This is a genomic window from Pseudomonas sp. GW821-FHT09C08, from assembly GCF_059418125.1.
This window is the reverse complement of record NZ_JBWKPG010000008.1, coordinates 18,428-35,963: the sequence shown is the minus strand read 5'-3', so window position 1 is coordinate 35,963 and position 17,536 is coordinate 18,428. Positions and strand designations below refer to the sequence as shown.

The 17,536-nt window shown below is 63.0% G+C and carries 16 protein-coding genes; 12 read left to right on the top strand and 4 right to left on the bottom strand.

The annotated features are described in order from the left end of the window. The first annotated feature begins 101 nt into the window (after nucleotides 1-101). On the top strand, nucleotides 102-1,469 hold the full coding sequence (locus AC07OJ_RS24400) for an NAD(P)-dependent oxidoreductase (protein ID WP_495095342.1): 1,368 nt from the start codon (nucleotides 102-104) through the stop codon (nucleotides 1,467-1,469). After that, the gene (gene preA, locus AC07OJ_RS24395) at nucleotides 1,469-2,743 is read left to right on the top strand and encodes an NAD-dependent dihydropyrimidine dehydrogenase subunit PreA (RefSeq protein WP_315419031.1); all 1,275 of its coding nucleotides are present in this window, start codon (nucleotides 1,469-1,471) and stop codon (nucleotides 2,741-2,743) included. Before AC07OJ_RS24400 ends, preA begins: the two co-directional genes overlap by 1 nt. 91 nt (nucleotides 2,744-2,834) lie before the next feature. On the opposite strand, the gene AC07OJ_RS24390 is transcribed toward preA, so the two are convergent. Next, nucleotides 2,835-3,455 (bottom strand): TetR/AcrR family transcriptional regulator, encoded by a 621-nt coding sequence (locus tag AC07OJ_RS24390; RefSeq protein ID WP_027606227.1) that lies wholly within the window; start codon nucleotides 3,453-3,455, stop codon nucleotides 2,835-2,837. A gap of 143 nt (nucleotides 3,456-3,598) precedes the next feature. On the opposite strand from AC07OJ_RS24390, the gene AC07OJ_RS24385 reads away from it, so the two are divergent. The 10 genes from AC07OJ_RS24385 to AC07OJ_RS24340 all read left to right on the top strand — a co-directional run bounded on the left by AC07OJ_RS24385 (nucleotide 3,599) and on the right by AC07OJ_RS24340 (nucleotide 12,998). Beyond that, nucleotides 3,599-4,048: a GNAT family N-acetyltransferase gene (locus AC07OJ_RS24385; protein ID WP_065901203.1), complete on the top strand. Its 450-nt coding sequence runs from the start codon at nucleotides 3,599-3,601 to the stop codon at nucleotides 4,046-4,048. 12 nt (nucleotides 4,049-4,060) lie between these two features. After that, on the top strand, nucleotides 4,061-4,426 hold the full coding sequence (gene copC / locus AC07OJ_RS24380; RefSeq protein WP_106803342.1) for a copper homeostasis periplasmic binding protein CopC: 366 nt from the start codon (nucleotides 4,061-4,063) through the stop codon (nucleotides 4,424-4,426). 3 nt (nucleotides 4,427-4,429) lie between these two features. Continuing rightward, nucleotides 4,430-5,287 carry a copper homeostasis membrane protein CopD gene (gene copD / locus AC07OJ_RS24375; RefSeq protein ID WP_106803341.1) on the top strand — a complete coding sequence of 286 codons (858 nt, stop codon included), beginning with the start codon at nucleotides 4,430-4,432 and terminating at the stop codon, nucleotides 5,285-5,287. A gap of 681 nt (nucleotides 5,288-5,968) precedes the next feature. Further along, nucleotides 5,969-7,231, top strand: a complete 1,263-nt coding sequence (locus AC07OJ_RS24370) for an OprD family porin (RefSeq protein ID WP_065903880.1) — start codon at nucleotides 5,969-5,971, stop codon at nucleotides 7,229-7,231. Between the two features lie 187 nt (nucleotides 7,232-7,418). Beyond that, complete coding sequence (locus AC07OJ_RS24365) at nucleotides 7,419-8,243, top strand: NAD-dependent epimerase/dehydratase family protein (protein ID WP_495095341.1); 825 nt, start codon at nucleotides 7,419-7,421, stop codon at nucleotides 8,241-8,243. Between the two features lie 30 nt (nucleotides 8,244-8,273). Further along, on the top strand, nucleotides 8,274-9,149 hold the full coding sequence (locus tag AC07OJ_RS24360; protein WP_495095340.1) for an SMP-30/gluconolactonase/LRE family protein: 876 nt from the start codon (nucleotides 8,274-8,276) through the stop codon (nucleotides 9,147-9,149). Nucleotides 9,150-9,199: 50 nt separating this feature from the next. Further along, the gene (locus AC07OJ_RS24355; protein WP_106803336.1) at nucleotides 9,200-10,171 is read left to right on the top strand and encodes a TRAP transporter substrate-binding protein; all 972 of its coding nucleotides are present in this window, start codon (nucleotides 9,200-9,202) and stop codon (nucleotides 10,169-10,171) included. Nucleotides 10,172-10,236: 65 nt separating this feature from the next. Next, a complete protein-coding gene (locus AC07OJ_RS24350; protein ID WP_106803335.1) occupies nucleotides 10,237-10,764 on the top strand; it encodes a TRAP transporter small permease in 528 nt (175 codons plus the stop codon). A gap of 1 nt (nucleotide 10,765) precedes the next feature. After that, nucleotides 10,766-12,046 (top strand): TRAP transporter large permease, encoded by a 1,281-nt coding sequence (locus AC07OJ_RS24345; protein ID WP_065903895.1) that lies wholly within the window; start codon nucleotides 10,766-10,768, stop codon nucleotides 12,044-12,046. 94 nt (nucleotides 12,047-12,140) lie between these two features. Beyond that, nucleotides 12,141-12,998 carry an aldose 1-epimerase gene (locus AC07OJ_RS24340; RefSeq protein WP_495095339.1) on the top strand — a complete coding sequence of 286 codons (858 nt, stop codon included), beginning with the start codon at nucleotides 12,141-12,143 and terminating at the stop codon, nucleotides 12,996-12,998. 39 nt (nucleotides 12,999-13,037) lie between these two features. On the opposite strand, the gene AC07OJ_RS24335 is transcribed toward AC07OJ_RS24340, so the two are convergent. From AC07OJ_RS24335 to AC07OJ_RS24325, 3 genes are all read right to left on the bottom strand, one after another. Next, complete coding sequence (locus AC07OJ_RS24335; RefSeq protein ID WP_106803333.1) at nucleotides 13,038-14,186, bottom strand: HlyD family secretion protein; 1,149 nt, start codon at nucleotides 14,184-14,186, stop codon at nucleotides 13,038-13,040. Continuing rightward, nucleotides 14,183-15,829 carry an MFS transporter gene (locus AC07OJ_RS24330; protein ID WP_213551162.1) on the bottom strand — a complete coding sequence of 549 codons (1,647 nt, stop codon included), beginning with the start codon at nucleotides 15,827-15,829 and terminating at the stop codon, nucleotides 14,183-14,185. The genes AC07OJ_RS24335 and AC07OJ_RS24330 overlap by 4 nt, the downstream gene beginning before the upstream one ends. 147 nt (nucleotides 15,830-15,976) lie before the next feature. Then, complete coding sequence (locus tag AC07OJ_RS24325; RefSeq protein WP_315419001.1) at nucleotides 15,977-17,455, bottom strand: DASS family sodium-coupled anion symporter; 1,479 nt, start codon at nucleotides 17,453-17,455, stop codon at nucleotides 15,977-15,979. Nucleotides 17,456-17,536 lie beyond the last annotated feature (81 nt).

Sequence of the window (17,536 nt, the reverse complement as noted above, 5' to 3'; positions counted from 1 at the left end):
TCAAATGTGGGAGCTGGCTTGCCTGCGAAGAGGCCGGCACAGGCAATAAAAAAACGATTGCCCATCAGAGGCAGCACCTCAATAACCGTGAGGCCACTACCGTGATCCAGACCCTGACCCACCTCCCCCATCCCCGTGAAGATGGGCCGACACTCGCCAGCCATTTCACCGACCTGGCGCCGCCGCTCAACGCCCGCCAGGCCCAGCTGGAAGCTTCGCGCTGCCTGTATTGCTACGACGCGCCGTGCGTGAATGCGTGTCCCAGCGAGATCGATATCCCGTCGTTCATCCGCAATATCCACACCGAAAACGTGCAAGGCGCGGCCCAGAAGATTCTCTCGGCGAATATCCTCGGCGGCAGCTGTGCGCGGGTCTGCCCCACGGAGATCCTGTGCCAGCAGGCCTGCGTGCGTAACAACGCCGAAGAGTGCGCCCCGGTGCTGATCGGCCTGTTGCAACGCTACGCCATCGATAATGCGCACTTCAGTGAACACCCGTTCCAGCGCGCCGCACCGAGCGGCAAGCGCATCGCCGTGGTGGGCGCAGGACCTGCCGGTCTGGCCTGCGCCCATCGCGCGGCGCTGCACGGCCATGACGTGGTGATTTTCGAAGCCCGCGAAAAAGCCGGCGGCTTGAATGAATACGGCATCGCCAAATACAAACTGGTGGATGACTTCGCCCAGCAGGAACTGGATTTCCTCCTGCAGATCGGCGGTATCGAAATTCGTCACGGCCAACGCCTGGGCGACAACCTGACCTTGAGCGAACTGCACCAGCAATTCGACTCGGTGTTCCTCGGCCTCGGCCTGGCGGCAAGCAAACAGCTGGGCCTGCCCCATGAGGACGCTCCCGGCCTGCTCGCCGCCACCGACTACATCCGCGAACTGCGCCAGGCCGATGACCTCACTCAACTGCCACTGGCCGACCGCTGCATCGTGCTTGGCGCCGGCAATACCGCGATCGACATGGCCGTGCAAATGGCTCGCCTCGGTGCCCGCGATGTCAACCTGGTGTACCGCCGTGGCCTCACTGACATGGGCGCCACTCACCATGAGCAAGACATCGCCAAGGCCAATCAGGTACGCCTGCTGACCTGGGCGCAGCCCGAAGCCGTCTTGCTGGACGAGCAGGGCCAGGTACGCGGCATGCGTTTTTTGCGCACGCGCATGGAAAACGGTCGACTGCAGCCTACCGGCGAAACCTTCGAGCTGGCCGCCGATGCCATCTTCAAGGCCATCGGCCAGGGCTTCGACAACGGTGCGCTGCAGGATCCCCTGGCCCAGCAACTGCATCGCGTGGGCGAACGGATCTTTGTCGATGAACAGCTGCAAACCAGCATTCCCGGGGTCTATGCCGGCGGCGACTGCGTCAGCCTCGGCCAGGACCTCACCGTGCAGGCGGTGCAACACGGCAAGCTGGCCGCCGAAGCCATGCACGCCCAACTCATACTGAATGTGGAGGCTGCGTAATGGCCGATCTCTCGATTGTGTTCGCCGGTATCAAGGCCCCCAACCCATTCTGGCTGGCTTCCGCGCCGCCCACCGACAAGGCCTACAACGTGGTCCGCGCCTTCGAAGCGGGCTGGGGCGGCGTGGTGTGGAAGACCCTGGGTGAAGACCCGGCGGCGGTCAATGTGTCGTCACGCTACTCGGCGCACTACGGCGCCAACCGCGAAGTGCTGGGTATCAACAATATCGAACTGATCACCGACCGCTCGTTGGAGATCAACCTGCGGGAAATCACCCAGGTGAAAAAGGACTGGCCCGACCGCGCGCTGATCGTGTCGCTGATGGTGCCGTGTGTTGAAGAATCCTGGAAAAACATCCTGCCGCTGGTGGAAGCCACCGGGTGCGATGGCATCGAGCTGAACTTCGGCTGCCCCCACGGCATGCCCGAACGCGGCATGGGCGCGGCGGTGGGCCAGGTGCCGGAGTATGTGGAACAGGTGACCCGCTGGTGCAAGACCTATTGCTCGCTGCCGGTGATCGTCAAGCTCACGCCGAACATCACCGACATCCGGGTGGCGGCGCGTGCGGCGTATCGCGGGGGCGCAGACGCGGTGTCGCTGATCAACACCATCAATTCCATCACCAGCGTCGACCTGGAGCGCATGGTCGCGCTGCCGGTGGTCGGCACCCAGAGCACCCACGGCGGCTACTGCGGTTCAGCCGTGAAGCCGATTGCACTGAACATGGTCGCCGAAATCGCCCGCGACCCGCAGACCCAGGGCCTGCCGATCTGCGGCATTGGCGGCATCGGCAACTGGCGCGATGCAGCAGAATTCGTCGCCCTCGGCTGCGGCGCGGTGCAGGTGTGCACGGCGGCAATGCTGCACGGGTTCCGCATTGTTGAAGAGATGAAGGATGGGCTGTCGCGGTGGATGGACAGTCAGGGTTACCAGAGCCTGCAGGAATTTTCCGGGCGAGCGGTGGGCAACACCACGGACTGGAAGTACCTGGACATCAACTATCAGGTCATCGCCAAGATCGACCAGGCCGCCTGTATCGGCTGCGGGCGTTGCCATATTGCCTGTGAGGACACTTCGCACCAGGCCATCGCGAGTTTGAAGTTGGCCGATGGCACGCACCAATACGAGGTGATCGACGATGAGTGCGTGGGCTGCAACCTGTGCCAGATCACCTGCCCGGTGGCGGACTGCATCGAGATGGTGCCGATCGAGACGGGCAAGCCGTTCCTGAATTGGACGCAGGATCCGCGCAACCCCTACCGGGAGGCGGTGTAGCCCTTTATATGAGCGTTCCCACGCTCCGCGTGGGAATGCCTGACTGGACGCTCTGCGTCCGCGCTTGGAACGCGCAGCGTAGGAACGATCATCACGGCTCCAACCCGATCCCACGCAAAATCACACTGGTCACCGTCTGAATCGCCTTTTCGAACTGCATGTCCGACAGCGGCTGGTGATCATTCAGAATCTTCACCTGATGATCGAAGTCGGCGTAGTGCTGGGTCGACGCCCAGATCATGTACAGCAGGCTCGACGGTTCCACCGGCAGGATGCGTTTGTCCTCCACCCATTGGCGAATTTTCGCTTCCTTCATCTTGGCCCAGTCGTACAGGCTTTCATCCAGCGCCTCACCCAGTGTCGGCGCGCCGTGGATGATTTCGTTGGCCCAGACTTTCGAGCCATACGGCCGCGTGCGCGAGCGTTGCATCTTGGCGCGGATGTAGCTGCTGAGCACGACGCGCGGATCATCGAAGGTCTCGAAGCTCAGCGCATCCTGCTTCCACACTTCCAACAGGTCGAACAGCACCGCGCTGTACAGCTCGCTTTTGGTGGTGAAGTAGTAATGCAGGTTGGAGCGCGGCAGTTGCACTTCTTCGGCGATGTCGGCCATGGCGGTGCTGCCATAGCCCTTTTCGGCGAAGATTTTCTCCGCCGCCAGCAGGATTTTTTCGACGTTGACCCGACGAATTCCACTCTTGTGATTGCCCATAAGGGCTCCCTGACAACAACTTGGCTTAAAGACTACCATCGGCTCTAGATCGCGGCGACAGGCCACAATGAAACTTCTTACGCGAAGCTTTCGCGCATAAATAGGATTGGTTAGGATCGCGATCCCTATGAAGGATCATTGCCATGAGTATTCGACCTCGCCTGGCCACCGACGACCCCGTGCTGGGCGCACTGTGGGAGCGTTCGGTGCGGGCCACCCATGACTTCCTCCCCGAGGATGACATCCAGCGTTTGCTGCCGCTGGTGCGCGACACTTACCTGCCGATGCCAGCACTCGACACGTGGGTGTTCGAGGATGACGCCGGCATCGCCGGCTTCATCGCCACCGGCGGACACAATGTGGAGATGTTGTTTATCGACCCCGACCGCCGTGGCCAGGGCATCGGCCGCCAACTGCTGGACCACGCCCGCGCCCGCCACGATACCCTCACGGTAGACGTGAACGAACAGAATCCGCAGGCCGTGGGCTTCTACCTGCACTATGGTTTCATCCAGGTCGCGCGCTCGCCGCTGGATGGCGAAGGCAAGCCCTTTCCCTTGCTGCACATGGCTCTACCGACTCCTCAACCCTGAAGGTACTGAACAATGCTGATCAAGAACACGTTGACCGCCGTCGCCCTGCTCGCCTCGCTGCTGGGCGCCTCGGCGGCATTCGCGCATGCGCACCTCAAGAGTTCGACGCCAGCGGCTGACAGCACCGTCGCCGCGCCTGCCGACCTGCGCCTGAGCTTCAGCGAAGGTGTCGAAGCCACGTTTACCAAAGTCTCCCTGAGCAAGGACGGCACCGAAGTCGCGATCAAGGGCCTGGAAACTCCCGACGCCGACAAGAAGACCCTGGTAGTCACCCCTGCCGCCCCGCTGGCAGCCGGCAATTACAAAGTGGTGTGGAACGCCGTGTCGGTCGACACCCATAAGAGCAACGGTGAATACAGCTTCAAGGTCGGCCAATAACCCATGGCAACGCTGCTGGTGCTGTGCCGTTTTTTGCATTTCATCGTCGTGCTGCTGATGTTCGGGGCCTGTGCATTCAGGCCCTGGCTATTAGGCGCTGGAGCGCAACCGACACTGGACCGGCAACTATTGCGCATCACGCGCGCCCTCGCCTGGCTGGGCCTGGGCTCCGGCGTGGCGTGGTTGCTGTTGATCACCGCGAGCATGGCCGGCAGTTGGCAGGCGGCCCTGCAACCGGCCACCGTGCAATTGGTGCTGGGCAAGACCTTCTTTGGCCAGGTGTGGGTCTGGCACCTGTTGCTGAACCTGTTGCTGGTGATTGCGCTGCTCAAACCCTGGCCCGCCCTGCGCCTGCCGTTGACCGCCCTGCTGCTGGCGACCCTCGCCCCGGTCGGCCATGGCGCCATGCTCGATGGGCTCAGCGGCCAATTGCTGATCCTCAACCAGGTGGTGCATCTGGTCTGCGTGGGCGCCTGGCTCGGTGGATTGTTGCTGCTGGTGTTGATCCTCAGGCAACCGCAACGGCCCAGCCTGGAACCGATCCTCAGGCGTTTCAGCGGCGTCGGATATGGATTGGTCGCCGGTTTGCTGGTGACGGGCTTGATCAACGTGCGCGTGCTCACCGGGCAACTGTGGCCCACGCCGTTGTTCAATGGCTTCGCGCTGATCCTGTTGATCAAGGTGATGCTGGTCCTGGGCATGTTGGCGCTGGCCTTGCTGAACCGATTGCGCCTTGATCGCGGCGAACAGCACCTGGGCAGTTTGAAAGCCAGCGTGATGCTGGAATGGTTACTGGGTGTTTCAGCAGTAGCCGCCGTTTCCCTGCTCGGCACCCTTCCGCCGATGGTCATGGCCAACTGAATCCAGGGCAGGCGCGTGTCGGACTCGATCAATGTGGGACGTGCCCGGGATATTGCCGGGCCTTGCGCGGCCGGCGTGGACGCCGCATTCCCCCATGTGGGAGCGGGCTTGCTCGCGAAAGCGCTGGTTCAGTTGATATTTCCGATAACTGACACACCGCCTTCGCGGGCAAGCCCGCTCCCACATTTTTGAGCGGTGTGAAGCCTGGGCCGTGGTTGCGCGGTTGAAATCGCCGGGCCTTGCGCCGTAAGCATGGACGACCCATTCCCCCCTGTGGGAGCGGGCTTGCTCGCGAAAGCGCTGGTTCAGTCGCTATTTCCGGTGACTGACACACCGCCTTCGCGGGCAAGCCCGCTCCCACATTTTTGAGCGGTGTGAAGCCTGGGGCGTGGTTGCGCGGTTGAAATCGCCAAGCCTTGCGCCGTAAGCATGGACGACCCATTCCCCCCTGTGGGAGCGGGCTTGCCCGCGAAAGCACTAGTTCAGTCGCTATTTCCGGTGACTGACACACCGCCTTCGCGAGCAACCCCACTCCCACCCCGCCAGTGTGTGTCTCGGCTCAATCACGCAGTCATCGTATAACTTCTGCTTGACACCCCTCGAAAACCTCGCAAATATTCGCTCCAATGTTGTACGACGACGTACGACAAATAATAAAAACAACAAAAAGGGAGCTTCACTGTGAGTCAATTCGCCCGCAATTCCTCCGCGCGTATCGGCCTGATCGGTCTTGGCAGCCTGGCATTGACCCTGCCCCTCGGTGCCCAGGCAGAAGGTTTTCTCGACGACGCCAAGGCCACGCTCAACCTGCGCAACGCCTACTTCAACCGCAACTTCACCAACCCGACCAACCCCCAGGCCAAGGCCGAAGAGTGGACGCAGAACTTCATTCTCGACGCCAAGTCCGGCTACACCCAGGGTGCTGTCGGCTTCGGGATCGACGTGCTGGGCCTGTACTCGCAGAAGCTCGATGGCGGTAAAGGCACCGCCGGCACCCAACTGTTGCCAACGCACGACGATGGCCGCCCCGCCGACAACTTCGGGCGCCTGGGCGTAGCGCTGAAAACCAAGCTGTCGAAGACCGAACTGAAAGTCGGCGAATGGATGCCGGTGCTGCCGATCCTGCGCTCCGACGACGGCCGCTCGCTGCCCCAGACCTTTCGTGGCGGCCAGGTCACCTCGAATGAAATCGCCGGCCTGACCCTCTACGGCGGGCAATTTCGCGGCAACAGCCCGCGCAACGACGCGAGCATGGAAGACATGTTCATGAACGGCAAAGCGGCGTTCACCTCGGATCGCTTCAACTTCGGCGGCGGCGAATACACCTTCAATGACAAACGCACCCAGGTCGGCGTGTGGTACGCCGAACTCAGCGATATCTACCAGCAGCAGTACATCAACCTGACCCATAGCCAGCCGGTCGGCGACTGGACCCTGGGCGCCAACCTCGGCTTCTTCAACGGCAAGGAAGACGGCAGCGCCCTCGCCGGCGACCTCGACAACAAGACCGCCTTCGCCCTGCTCTCGGCCAAGTACCTGGGCAACACCTTCTACGTGGGCCTGCAGAAGCTCACCGGCGACAGTGTGTGGATGAAGGTCAACGGCACGAGCGGCGGCACCCTGGCCAACGACAGCTACAACGCGAGCTACGACAACGTGAAGGAAAAATCCTGGCAGGTGCGCCATGATTTCAACTTCGTGGTCCTCGGCATTCCCGGGCTGACCATGATGAACCGCTACATCAGCGGCAGTAACGTACACACCGGGGCGATCACCGACGGCAAGGAATGGGGCCGCGAATCGGAACTGGCCTACACCGTGCAAAGCGGTGCGCTGAAGGACCTGAATCTGCGGTGGCGCAATGCGACCATGCGTCGGGACTTCAGCAACAATGAGTTCGATGAAAACCGGATCTTCATCAGCTACCCGATCTCCCTGTTGTAACCCGCGGATACACTTTAGGTAGGCGCGGGCTTGCCGGCGATGGCAGCTCAATAGTCACCACCGACCGTGGGGCCACCATCGCTGGCAAGCCAGCACCGGCAAGGAAGGCGTGTGTTGACAAGCCAGGGAATCAATCACGATACTTCCACCCAGTCATACGACAACCTACAACAACAATGGAACCCCCATGACCACGACCACCTCCACACACGTTCCATTTAACCGCCTGCTGCTCACCGGTGCCGCTGGCGGCCTGGGCAAAGTCTTGCGCGAACGCCTGCGTCCGTACGCCAAGGTGCTGCGCCTGTCGGACATCGCCGAGATGACCCCGGCCGCAGACGCTACCGAAGAAGTGCAACCTTGTGACCTCTCCGACAAACAAGCGGTGCACCACCTGGTGGAAGGCGTCGATGCCATCCTGCATTTTGGCGGGGTGTCGGTAGAGCGCTCGTTCGAGGAAGTGCTCGGGGCGAATATCAGCGGGATTTTCCATGTCTACGAAGCCGCGCGTCGCCACGGCGTGAAGCGCGTGATCTTCGCCAGTTCCAACCATGTGATCGGCTTCTACAAGCAGGGCGAAAAAATCGACGCACATTCCCCGCGTCGCCCGGACAGCTACTACGGCTTGTCCAAGTCCTACGGCGAAGACATGGCCAGTTTCTACTTCGACCGCTACGGCATCGAGACCGTGAGCATCCGCATCGGCTCCTCGTTCCCGGAACCGCAGAACCGCCGGATGATGCACACCTGGCTGAGCTTCGATGACCTGACCCAACTCCTCGAACGCGCGCTGTATACGCCGAATGTCGGCCACACCGTGGTCTACGGCATGTCGGATAACCTCGACACCTGGTGGGACAATCGCTACGCCGCGCACCTGGGTTTCGCCCCCAAGGACAACTCCGAAGTGTTTCGCGCCCAGGTCGAAGCCCAGCCACCGGTAGCCGCCGATGACCCGGCCAAGGTCTACCAGGGCGGCGCGTTCTGCGCGGCGGGGCCGTTCGGTGACTGACGCCAGACCAACCCAAGGGAATGAGTGGCCATGACTGCAGAATTGATTGTCGACGCCCGCAATACCGTGGGCGAATGCCCGGTGTGGGTGCCTGAAGAAAACGCCCTGTACTGGGTGGATATCCCCAACGGCGGCCTGCAACGCTGGAGCGCCGCGACCGGGCATATCGCCGCGTGGAAAGCCCCGCAGGCACTTGCCTGCATCGCGCGCACCAGCGCCGGCAACTGGGTCGCCGGCCTGCAAAGTGGCTTCTTCCAGCTTACCCCGCACAACGACGGCAGCCTCGACACCACGCCCCTGGCCAGTGTCGAGCACCCGCGTGCGGACATGCGCCTCAACGATGGCCGCTGTGATCGCCAGGGCCGCTTCTGGGCCGGCAGCATGGTGCTGGACATGAGCCTGAACGCAGCCGAGGGCATCCTCTACCGCTTCGCCACCGGCAGCGCACCGCAGGCGCTGCTGGATGGGTTCATCACCCTCAACGGCCTGGCCTTCAGCCCCGATGGCCGCACGATGTACGCTTCGGACTCGCACCCGCTGGTGCAGAAGATCTGGGCCTTCGACTACGACACCGAGACCGGCACGCCGTCCAATCGCCGCGTATTCGTCGACATGCACCAGCACCCCGGCCGCCCCGACGGCGCGGCAGTTGATGCCGAGGGCTGCTACTGGATCTGCGCCAACGACGCCGGGCTGGTTCACCGCTTTACCCCCGACGGACGCCTGGACCGCTCCCTGAGCGTGCCGGTGAAGAAACCCACCATGTGCGCCTTCGGCGGCAGTCGCCTGGATACCCTGTTCGTCACCTCGATCCGCGACGACCAGAGTGAGCAGTCACTGTCAGGCGGCGTGTTCGCCCTCAACCCCGGCGTTACCGGATTGCCGGAGCCCACCTTCACCCTCTAGCTGCATTGCTGTGCCTTGAATACAACAATAACAAGACGGAGACACACCCCATGGACTTCAAACGCACTTTGCTCGTCGCTGCACTTCCCCTGACGTTCCTCTTCACCGGCGCGGCCCACGCGCTGGAAATCAAATTCGCCGACATCCATCCCGCCGGCTACCCCACCGTGGTTGCCGAAGAAAACATGGGCAAGGCCCTGACCAAGGAAAGCAACGGCGAACTGACCTTCAAGTACTTCCCGGGCGGCGTCCTGGGTTCCGAGAAGGAAGTGGTCGAACAGGCCCAGGTCGGGGCGATCCAGATGACCCGCGTCAGCCTCGGCATCGTCGGCCCGGTGGTGCCGGACGTGAACGTGTTCAACCTGCCGTTCGTGTTCCGCGACCAGGCGCACATGCGCAAGGTCATCGATGGCGAGATTGGCGACGAGATCCTTGCCAAGATCACCGACTCCGAGTTCGGCCTGGTCGCCCTGGCCTGGATGGACGGCGGCACGCGCAATCTCTACACCAAGAAACCGGTGCGCAAGATCGAAGATCTCAAGGGCATGAAGATTCGCGTGCAGGGCAACCCGCTGTTCATCGACGCCTTCAATGAAATGGGGGCCAACGGCATCGCCATGGACACCGGCGAGATTTTCAGTGCCCTGCAGACCGGGGTGATCGACGGCGCGGAAAACAACCCGCCGACCCTGCTGGAACACAACCACTACCAGAACGCCAAGTACTACACCCTCACCGAACACCTGATTTTGCCCGAGCCCATCGTGATGTCGAAAATCACCTGGAACAAGCTCACCCCCGCGCAGCAGGTCATGGTGAAAAACGCCGCCAAGGTCGCCCAGGCCGACGAGCGCGTGCTGTGGGACAAGAAGTCCGCCAGCAGTGAGGAAAAACTCAAGGCCGCCGGCGTCGAGTTCATCACCGTCGACAAAAAACCGTTCTATGACGCGACCGCTCCCGTGCGCGCCAAGTACGGCCAGGCGTACGCCGACATCATCAAGCGCATCGACGCCGTCGAGTAATCACCCTCCTCCTCCAGCAAGGCCAGGCGCGGTCGGCATCGACGCGCCCGGTTACGGTGAACGCCATGAAGAATTTGCTGCTGCGCATCAATGATCGCCTCTACATGACCTGCATCTGGGTCGCCGGCCTCTCGGTACTGGGAGTGGCACTGATCATTCCCTGGGGCATCTTCGCCCGCTACATCCTCGGCACCGGCTCCAGCTGGCCGGAACCCACCGCCATCCTGTTGATGCTGGTGTTCACCTTCATCGGCGCCGCTGCCAGCTACCGCGCCGGCGCGCACATGTCGGTGGCGATGATCACCGACCGCCTGCCGCCGCGCCAACGCCAGGTAGTCGGCATCGTCTCGCAACTGTTGATGGCGACGATCTGCCTGTTCATGACGATCTGGGGCAGCAAGCTGTGCCTGTCCACCTGGAACCAGTTCATGAGCGCCATCCCGACCCTGCGCGTGGGGATCACCTATATGCCGATCCCGATTGGCGGGCTGCTGACCCTGGTGTTCGTGCTGGAAAAACTCCTGTTGGGCGACCAGAGCCAGCGGCGCGTGGTGCGCTTTGACCTGGTAGAAGAAAGCGAAGGGGCGGCTTGATATGGATGCGTTGATTCTGTTGGGCAGCTTTATCGCCTTGATCCTGATCGGCATGCCGGTGGCCTACGCCCTCGGGCTGTCGGCGCTGATTGGCGCGTGGTGGATCGACATTCCGTTCCAGGCCCTGATGATCCAGGTGGCGGGCGGGGTGAATAAATTCTCGCTGATGGCAATCCCGTTCTTCGTCCTGGCCGGGGCGATCATGGCCGAGGGCGGCATGTCGCGGCGGCTGGTGGCGTTTGCCGGCGTGCTGGTGGGGTTTGTGCGCGGTGGCCTGTCGCTGGTGAACATCATGGCCTCGACGTTCTTCGGCGCGATCTCGGGTTCGTCGGTGGCCGACACGGCGTCGGTTGGCTCGGTGCTGATCCCGGAAATGGAGCGCCGTGGCTATCCACGCGAATTCGCCACCGCGGTAACCATCAGCGGCTCGGTACAAGCGCTGCTGACCCCGCCCAGCCATAACTCGGTGCTCTACTCGCTGGCCGCCGGCGGCACCGTTTCCATCGCCTCGCTGTTCATGGCCGGTGTGGTCCCGGGCTTGCTGATGAGCGCGTGCCTGATGGTGCTGTGCCTGATCTTCGCGAAGAAACGCGATTACCCCAAGGGCGAAGTCATTCCCTTGAAGCAGGCACTGAAAATCTGCGCCGATGCACTGTGGGGCCTGATGGCCATGGTGATCATCCTCGGCGGCATCCTCTCGGGTATCTTCACTGCCACCGAGTCCGCCGCAATCGCGGTGCTGTGGGCGTTCTTCGTGACCATGTTCATCTACCGCGACTACAAATGGAGCGAGCTGCCCAAGCTGATGCACCGTACGGTGCGCACCATTTCCATCGTGATGATCCTGATCGCCTTCGCCGCCAGCTTCGGCTACATCATGACCCTGATGCAGATCCCGGCGAAGATCACCACGATGTTCCTGACGCTGTCGGACAACCGCTACGTGATCCTGATGTGCATCAACATGATGCTGCTGTTGCTCGGCACGGTGATGGACATGGCACCGCTGATCCTGATCCTCACGCCGATCCTGTTGCCGGTGATCCTCGGCATCGGTGTCGACCCGGTGCACTTTGGCATGATCATGCTGGTCAACCTCGGCATCGGCCTGATCACCCCGCCGGTGGGCGCGGTGCTGTTCGTGGGTGCGGCGGTGGGCAAGGTCAGCATCGAGAAAACCGTGAAGGCGCTGCTGCCGTTCTATGCCGTACTGTTCCTGGTGTTGATGGCGGTGACCTACATTCCGGCGTTGTCGCTGTGGCTGCCAAGCGTGGTCCTATAACGCTCTGCGTAGGAATACAGCCTGTGACGCCCTACCCTGCAGGCGCCGGCAAGCCAGCGCCTGCAGGCAGCTTTCATTTCAAGGTGAACCTGTGATGCTGGAACTCAGAGATGACCTGACCGTGCTGACCCTGGCGCCCGCCGTAGGGGGCAGCATCGTCAACTGGAGCGTGCGCGCCAGCGGGCAGCCGCTGCTGCGGCATAGCGATGAGCAGGCGATCGCTACCGGGTTGCCGGGCAAGCTGGGGTGCTATCCGTTGGCGCCCTGGTCCAATCGGATTGCCGAAGGTGGTTTCGACACCCCGGATGGCTGGCTGGCGCTGACACCGAACAGCCCGCTCGACCCGCTGCCGATTCACGGTTCGGCCTGGCAGCAGGTGTGGCAGGTGGTCAGCCAGTCGGCGGATGAGGTGGTGCTGGCGGTGGAGTGCGACACACCGTTTGCCTATCGCGCAGAGCAGCGGTTTCGCCTGGGTGGCGGCGAATTGAGGATCGAACTGCGCGTCACGCATCTGGCCGACAAGGCCGCGTGGCATGGTTTGGGCTTGCATCCCTACCTACCGCGCCGGCCGGCAACGCGCTTGCAGGCCAACGCCGAGCAGGTGTGGATGAGTGATGCATCCAAGCTGCCGACGGGGCTCGCTCCGCTGCCGGCGGACTGGGATTTCCGCCAGCTCAAGGCGCTGCCGGAGCGCCTGGTGGACAATGGCTTTTGCCAGTGGGATGGGCAGTGCCGGATCGAGCAGCCGGAGCTGGGCTATGCGCTGGAATGCCGAGCCACTGGCGCCGACTACTTCCTGCTGTTCTGCCCACCGGGGCTGGGATTTTTCTGCATCGAACCGGTGAGCCATCCGGTGAATGCGCATCACCTGCCGGGACGGCCCGGGTTGAAACTGTTGGAACAAGGCCAATCGACTCAACTCGATTTCACCCTGAAATACCATCCCCTGTAGGCGCCCGGCTGGCCGGCTCCTACAGGGTGGCTGGGGTGGTCAGGGCGGGCTGTTTTTCAGGCGCCCTGCCGTGTCGATACTCACCACCACCGACAAACCCGGCCGCAGCCGCTCGCTCTCGGCCTGATCCGGGTCCACGGTAATCCGCACCGGCACACGCTGGGCGATCTTCACGAAGTTGCCGGTGGCGTTGTCCGCCTGCAACAGGCTGAACTCCGAGCCGGTCGCCGGGGAAATATGCTGCACCGTGCCGCGAAACTTGCGGTGGTTGAGCGCATCCACGGTGAAGGTCACCGGCTGGCCGACCTGCACATTGTCCATCTGGGTTTCTTTCATATTGGCGATCACCCACAACTGGTGGGGCACCAGCGCCATCAACTGCGCGCCGGAATTGACGAAGGCGCCTAGGCGCACGCCAATCTGCCCCAGCTGGCCGTCACGCGGCGCGGTGATGCGGGTGTTGGACAAATCAATCCGCGCCAGCTCCACGGCCGCCTCGGCACTGGCCACCGCCGCTTCCAGGGAGCCGCGATTGACGATCACCGTCTGCAGGTCCTGCCGCGCAATCTCCAGGCTGGCCTGGGCCTGGGCCACGGCGGCGATGGTCTGCGCATTCGCGGCACGGGTCACGTCCAGCTCGCGCTTGGACACCGAACCGTCGCTGATCAGTTCTTCATTGCGGCGCAGGTCGGCGGTGCTCTTGCGCGCCTGGGCCTGGCTGTCCACCAAGGCGGCCTGGCGCAGCTTGATGGTCGCTTCGGCACTGTTGCGTTGCTGCACCACATTGGCCAGCGATGCCTTCTGCACCGCCAGTTGCGCCAGCGCCTGGTCGAGGCGCTGCTTGTAGATGCGGTCATCGAGGCGCACCAGCAGGTCGCCGGCCTTGACGTACTGGAAGTCCTGCACCGGCACTTCGAACACATACCCGCTGAGTTGCGGGCCGATGATCGTCACCTGGCCGCGCACCAGGGCGTTCTCGGTGGTTTCCACGGCGCTGCTGAACGGCGGCAATTGCCAGGCATACAACACGATCAGCACGCCGATGATGGCAATCGCGGCGAAGCCCAGCGACGAGATGATGCGCACCCGCAGCGAGCGCGGTTCAGTCACGCTCGCGCCGGGCGGCGCGGTGCCTTCCGGGGTAGAGGCAATGGCATTGGTGGTCGTGGTGGTGGTCGTTTCGGTCATGAAGTGGCGCCGCTGGGTTGAACGGAAGGGGCTGCTGCCTTGGTGGTGCTCATCAGCCACAGACTGCGGATAAAGATCCAGATCATGGTGAGGATAGCGATGATCGCGATCAGCATGAACACATCGTTGTAAGCCATCACATTCGCCTCACGCGTGGCCGCCGTGGCCAGGCTGCGAATGCCCATGAGGTTGCGCAATTCCGGGTCGGCGATCACCCCGCCGTAGGCCGAGCCACCGCTCTGCACCCGCGCGGCCACACGCGGGTCGAGCAGGGTCAGGTGCTCGACGATCATGCTCGAGTGAAACTTCTCGCGCACGATCTGGAAGGTGCCGAGCAACGCTGCGCCAATCAGGCCGCCGAGGTTCTGGCAGATCCCGAACATCACCGAGAAACTCACCAGGTTGCGCGGGTTGGTCAGCACGTTGCGGGTGCCCAGCACCATGGTCGGGCCCAGGAAGAACGTGCCGCCAAAGCCTAGCAGGAACTGGCTGATGTACATGTTCTGCGGCCGGGTCAGGTTGCTGGAGAAACTGTCCATCACCGACCCCACGGCCATCAGCGCCAGCGAGATGATCAGCGGCATCAGCAGGTGCGCCGGGTTGATCGTCAGCGCACTGACCACCAGCCCGGCAATCGCCCCGGCCAGCATCACCACGTACAGGGTGTGCATCTGCTCGTAGCTCATGTTCAACATCTGCATGAACCCCACGGCGCCGGTGGACTGCTCCGACAGCACCATGCGAATCAACACCACGGCCAGCGCCAGGCGGATCATCACCCCACTGCCGAGCCAACGGGTCATCAGCAACGGGTTGGCGCGGTTATGTTCGATCGCCAGGCCGGCCATGATCAGCACCAGCGAACAGGCCGAGGCGACGCCGATCCACGGTGCTTCCAGCCACCAGTCGATGCGCCCCAGCGACAACACGGCGCAGAGCAAGGCGACCCCGGTGGCAAGGATGCCGAAGGTCAGGAAGTCGAGTTTTTCAAAGGTCTTGAAGCGGTCGCCAGGCGGCAACTTGAGCAGGAACACGCACCCCAGGCAGATCAGGGCCATGCCCAGTTCGAACAGGTACAGGCCACGCCACTCGGCGATTTGCAGCAAATCCTCGGAGAACAGCCGCGCCAACGGCAGCGCCAGTTGCGCGGTGCCCAACCCCAGCACCAGGGCTTTCATCCGCCATTTGGCCGGGAACGCCTGGATCATGTAGTACAACCCCAGCGAACTGAGCGCCGCGCCGACCATCCCGTGCGCCGCCCGCACCGCGATGGCCGAGCTGAGGTCGTTGACGAACAAATGGCCGAAGGTCACCAGCGCATACAGCACCAGGAACACTTCGGTGAACGCGCGCAGGCCGAACTGCTGGCGAAACTTCACCAGCAGCAGGTTCATGCACACGTTGGTCATCACATAGGCGGCGGGCAGCCAGGCCATTTCCGCCGTTGTCGCGCCCAGGGCGCCTTGCAGGTATTGCAGGTTGGCGATGACCAGCGCATTGCCGAGCCCGCCGGTAATCGCCACCAGCACGCCGACCAGCGCAAACAGCCAGCGTTTGTGCGTGGGGTGCAGCGGCGTCGACGGCGAGCCAGGCAGGCTCGGTCGCTCGTGGGGCTGCCAGGTGTGGGGGGTGTATTTGTCCATTCGGTGACCTAGATGACCCGGCGGGGGACGCCGGTAAAACCATTACTCAGGGAGTAGTAAACCTGAGCGGAGTTCATCTTGCCATCTCGAGGGTGCAATTGATCCCAGCAGCGCGCCCGCCAGACAAATGCCGGCGCAGATTCCAGCTCAGATCCAGCCGAGCCAACTCCAGTACGTGGCGGCGAAGATCAGCATGAGGCCGTAACCGAGCAACGTCACCAGAATCCCCACCTTGGCAAACTGGCGCGCCGTGAACGTGCCGGTCCCCAGGCACACCATGTTCTGCGGCGCATTGATCGGCAGGATAAACCCGTAGCTCATCACAAACCCGAGCAGCATGGTCATCCCCAGGCGGCTGAACTCACCCGGCAAGGTCTGCAACACCGCGATCAGGATCGGCAACAACGCCGAGGTCAAGGCCGTGGCACTGGCAAAACCCAGGTGGATCACAATCAGGAAGGCCCCGAGGATGGCAAATACGCCCAGCGGCCCCAGCTGATCCAACCCGGTGTGCGTCACCACCTGCGCGCCCAGCCACTGCCCGGCCTGGGTGGTCAGCAGCGCCGTACCGAGGCTGATGCCGACGCCAAACACAATCACCGTGCCCCACGGAATACGCGACTGCACATCCTTCCAGGTCATCACGCCCAGCCCCGGCAACAGCAGGAACACCAGGCCTGCGTAGGTGGTCGAGGTGGTGTCGAAACTGTGCAACCGGCCCTCGGTGGCCCACGCCAGCAACAGCAGCACCGAGACACTCAACAGGCGCTTCTGCGGCCCGGTCATCGGCCCGATGTCCACCAGCGACTGCGCCACGGCCTCCTGGCCGCCGGGGATGCTGTCGGTTTCCGGCGGCAGCAACTTGAGTACCAAAAACAGCAACACCGCCGACATGATCACCGCCCACGGCGCGCCGGCGATCAGCCAGTCGAGCCACGACACACGCTGGCCGAGCATCTTGTCCATGAAGCCGACCGTCAGCAGGTTCTGTGCCGCGGCGGTCTGGATGCCGACGTTCCAGATGCTGGTGCCCTGCGCGACCACGATCATGATCCCGGCGGCAATGTTCGAACGCTTGTCGACGCCGAAAGCGGCAATCACGCCCATCATGATCGGCACCACGCAGGCACTGCGCGCGGTGGCGCTGGGCACCACCAGGCTGAGCAAAATGGTCACCGCGATCGCGCCCAACAGGATGCGCCGGGTACTGGTGCCGATGCGGCTGAGGGTGACCAGCGCGATACGCCGATCCAGGCCGGTGTGGGTCATCGCCGCGGCAATGAACAGCGCCCCCGCCACCAGCGCCAGCGCCGGGTTGGCGAAGCCGGTCAGCGCCATGCTGATCGCCGGGCTGGAGCCGATCAGGTGCGCAGGGTCCTGCAGCGACGGCGCGGTGCCGAGCAAAAACGCCATCAGTGAAGTGATCATGATCGCGCTGGCTTCATAGGACACTGCCTCGGTGATCCACACCACCACGGCAAAGGCGAGGATCGCCAGCATCCGGTGCCCGGCCACCGGCAAGTCCGCCGGCAGCGGCAACAGCAGCACGCCGACCATCACCAGCACGGCGACCACCAGGCCCAGGGGCAACTTGAAGGATGCAGCGGTTGTTGCGGGGGCGTTCATGCGGTACTCCGTAGGCCTTCCATTCAGGCCGGGAGCATGGCGCATAAGGTCGCAGGGTGTGTTGACGGGTATCAACGCGCC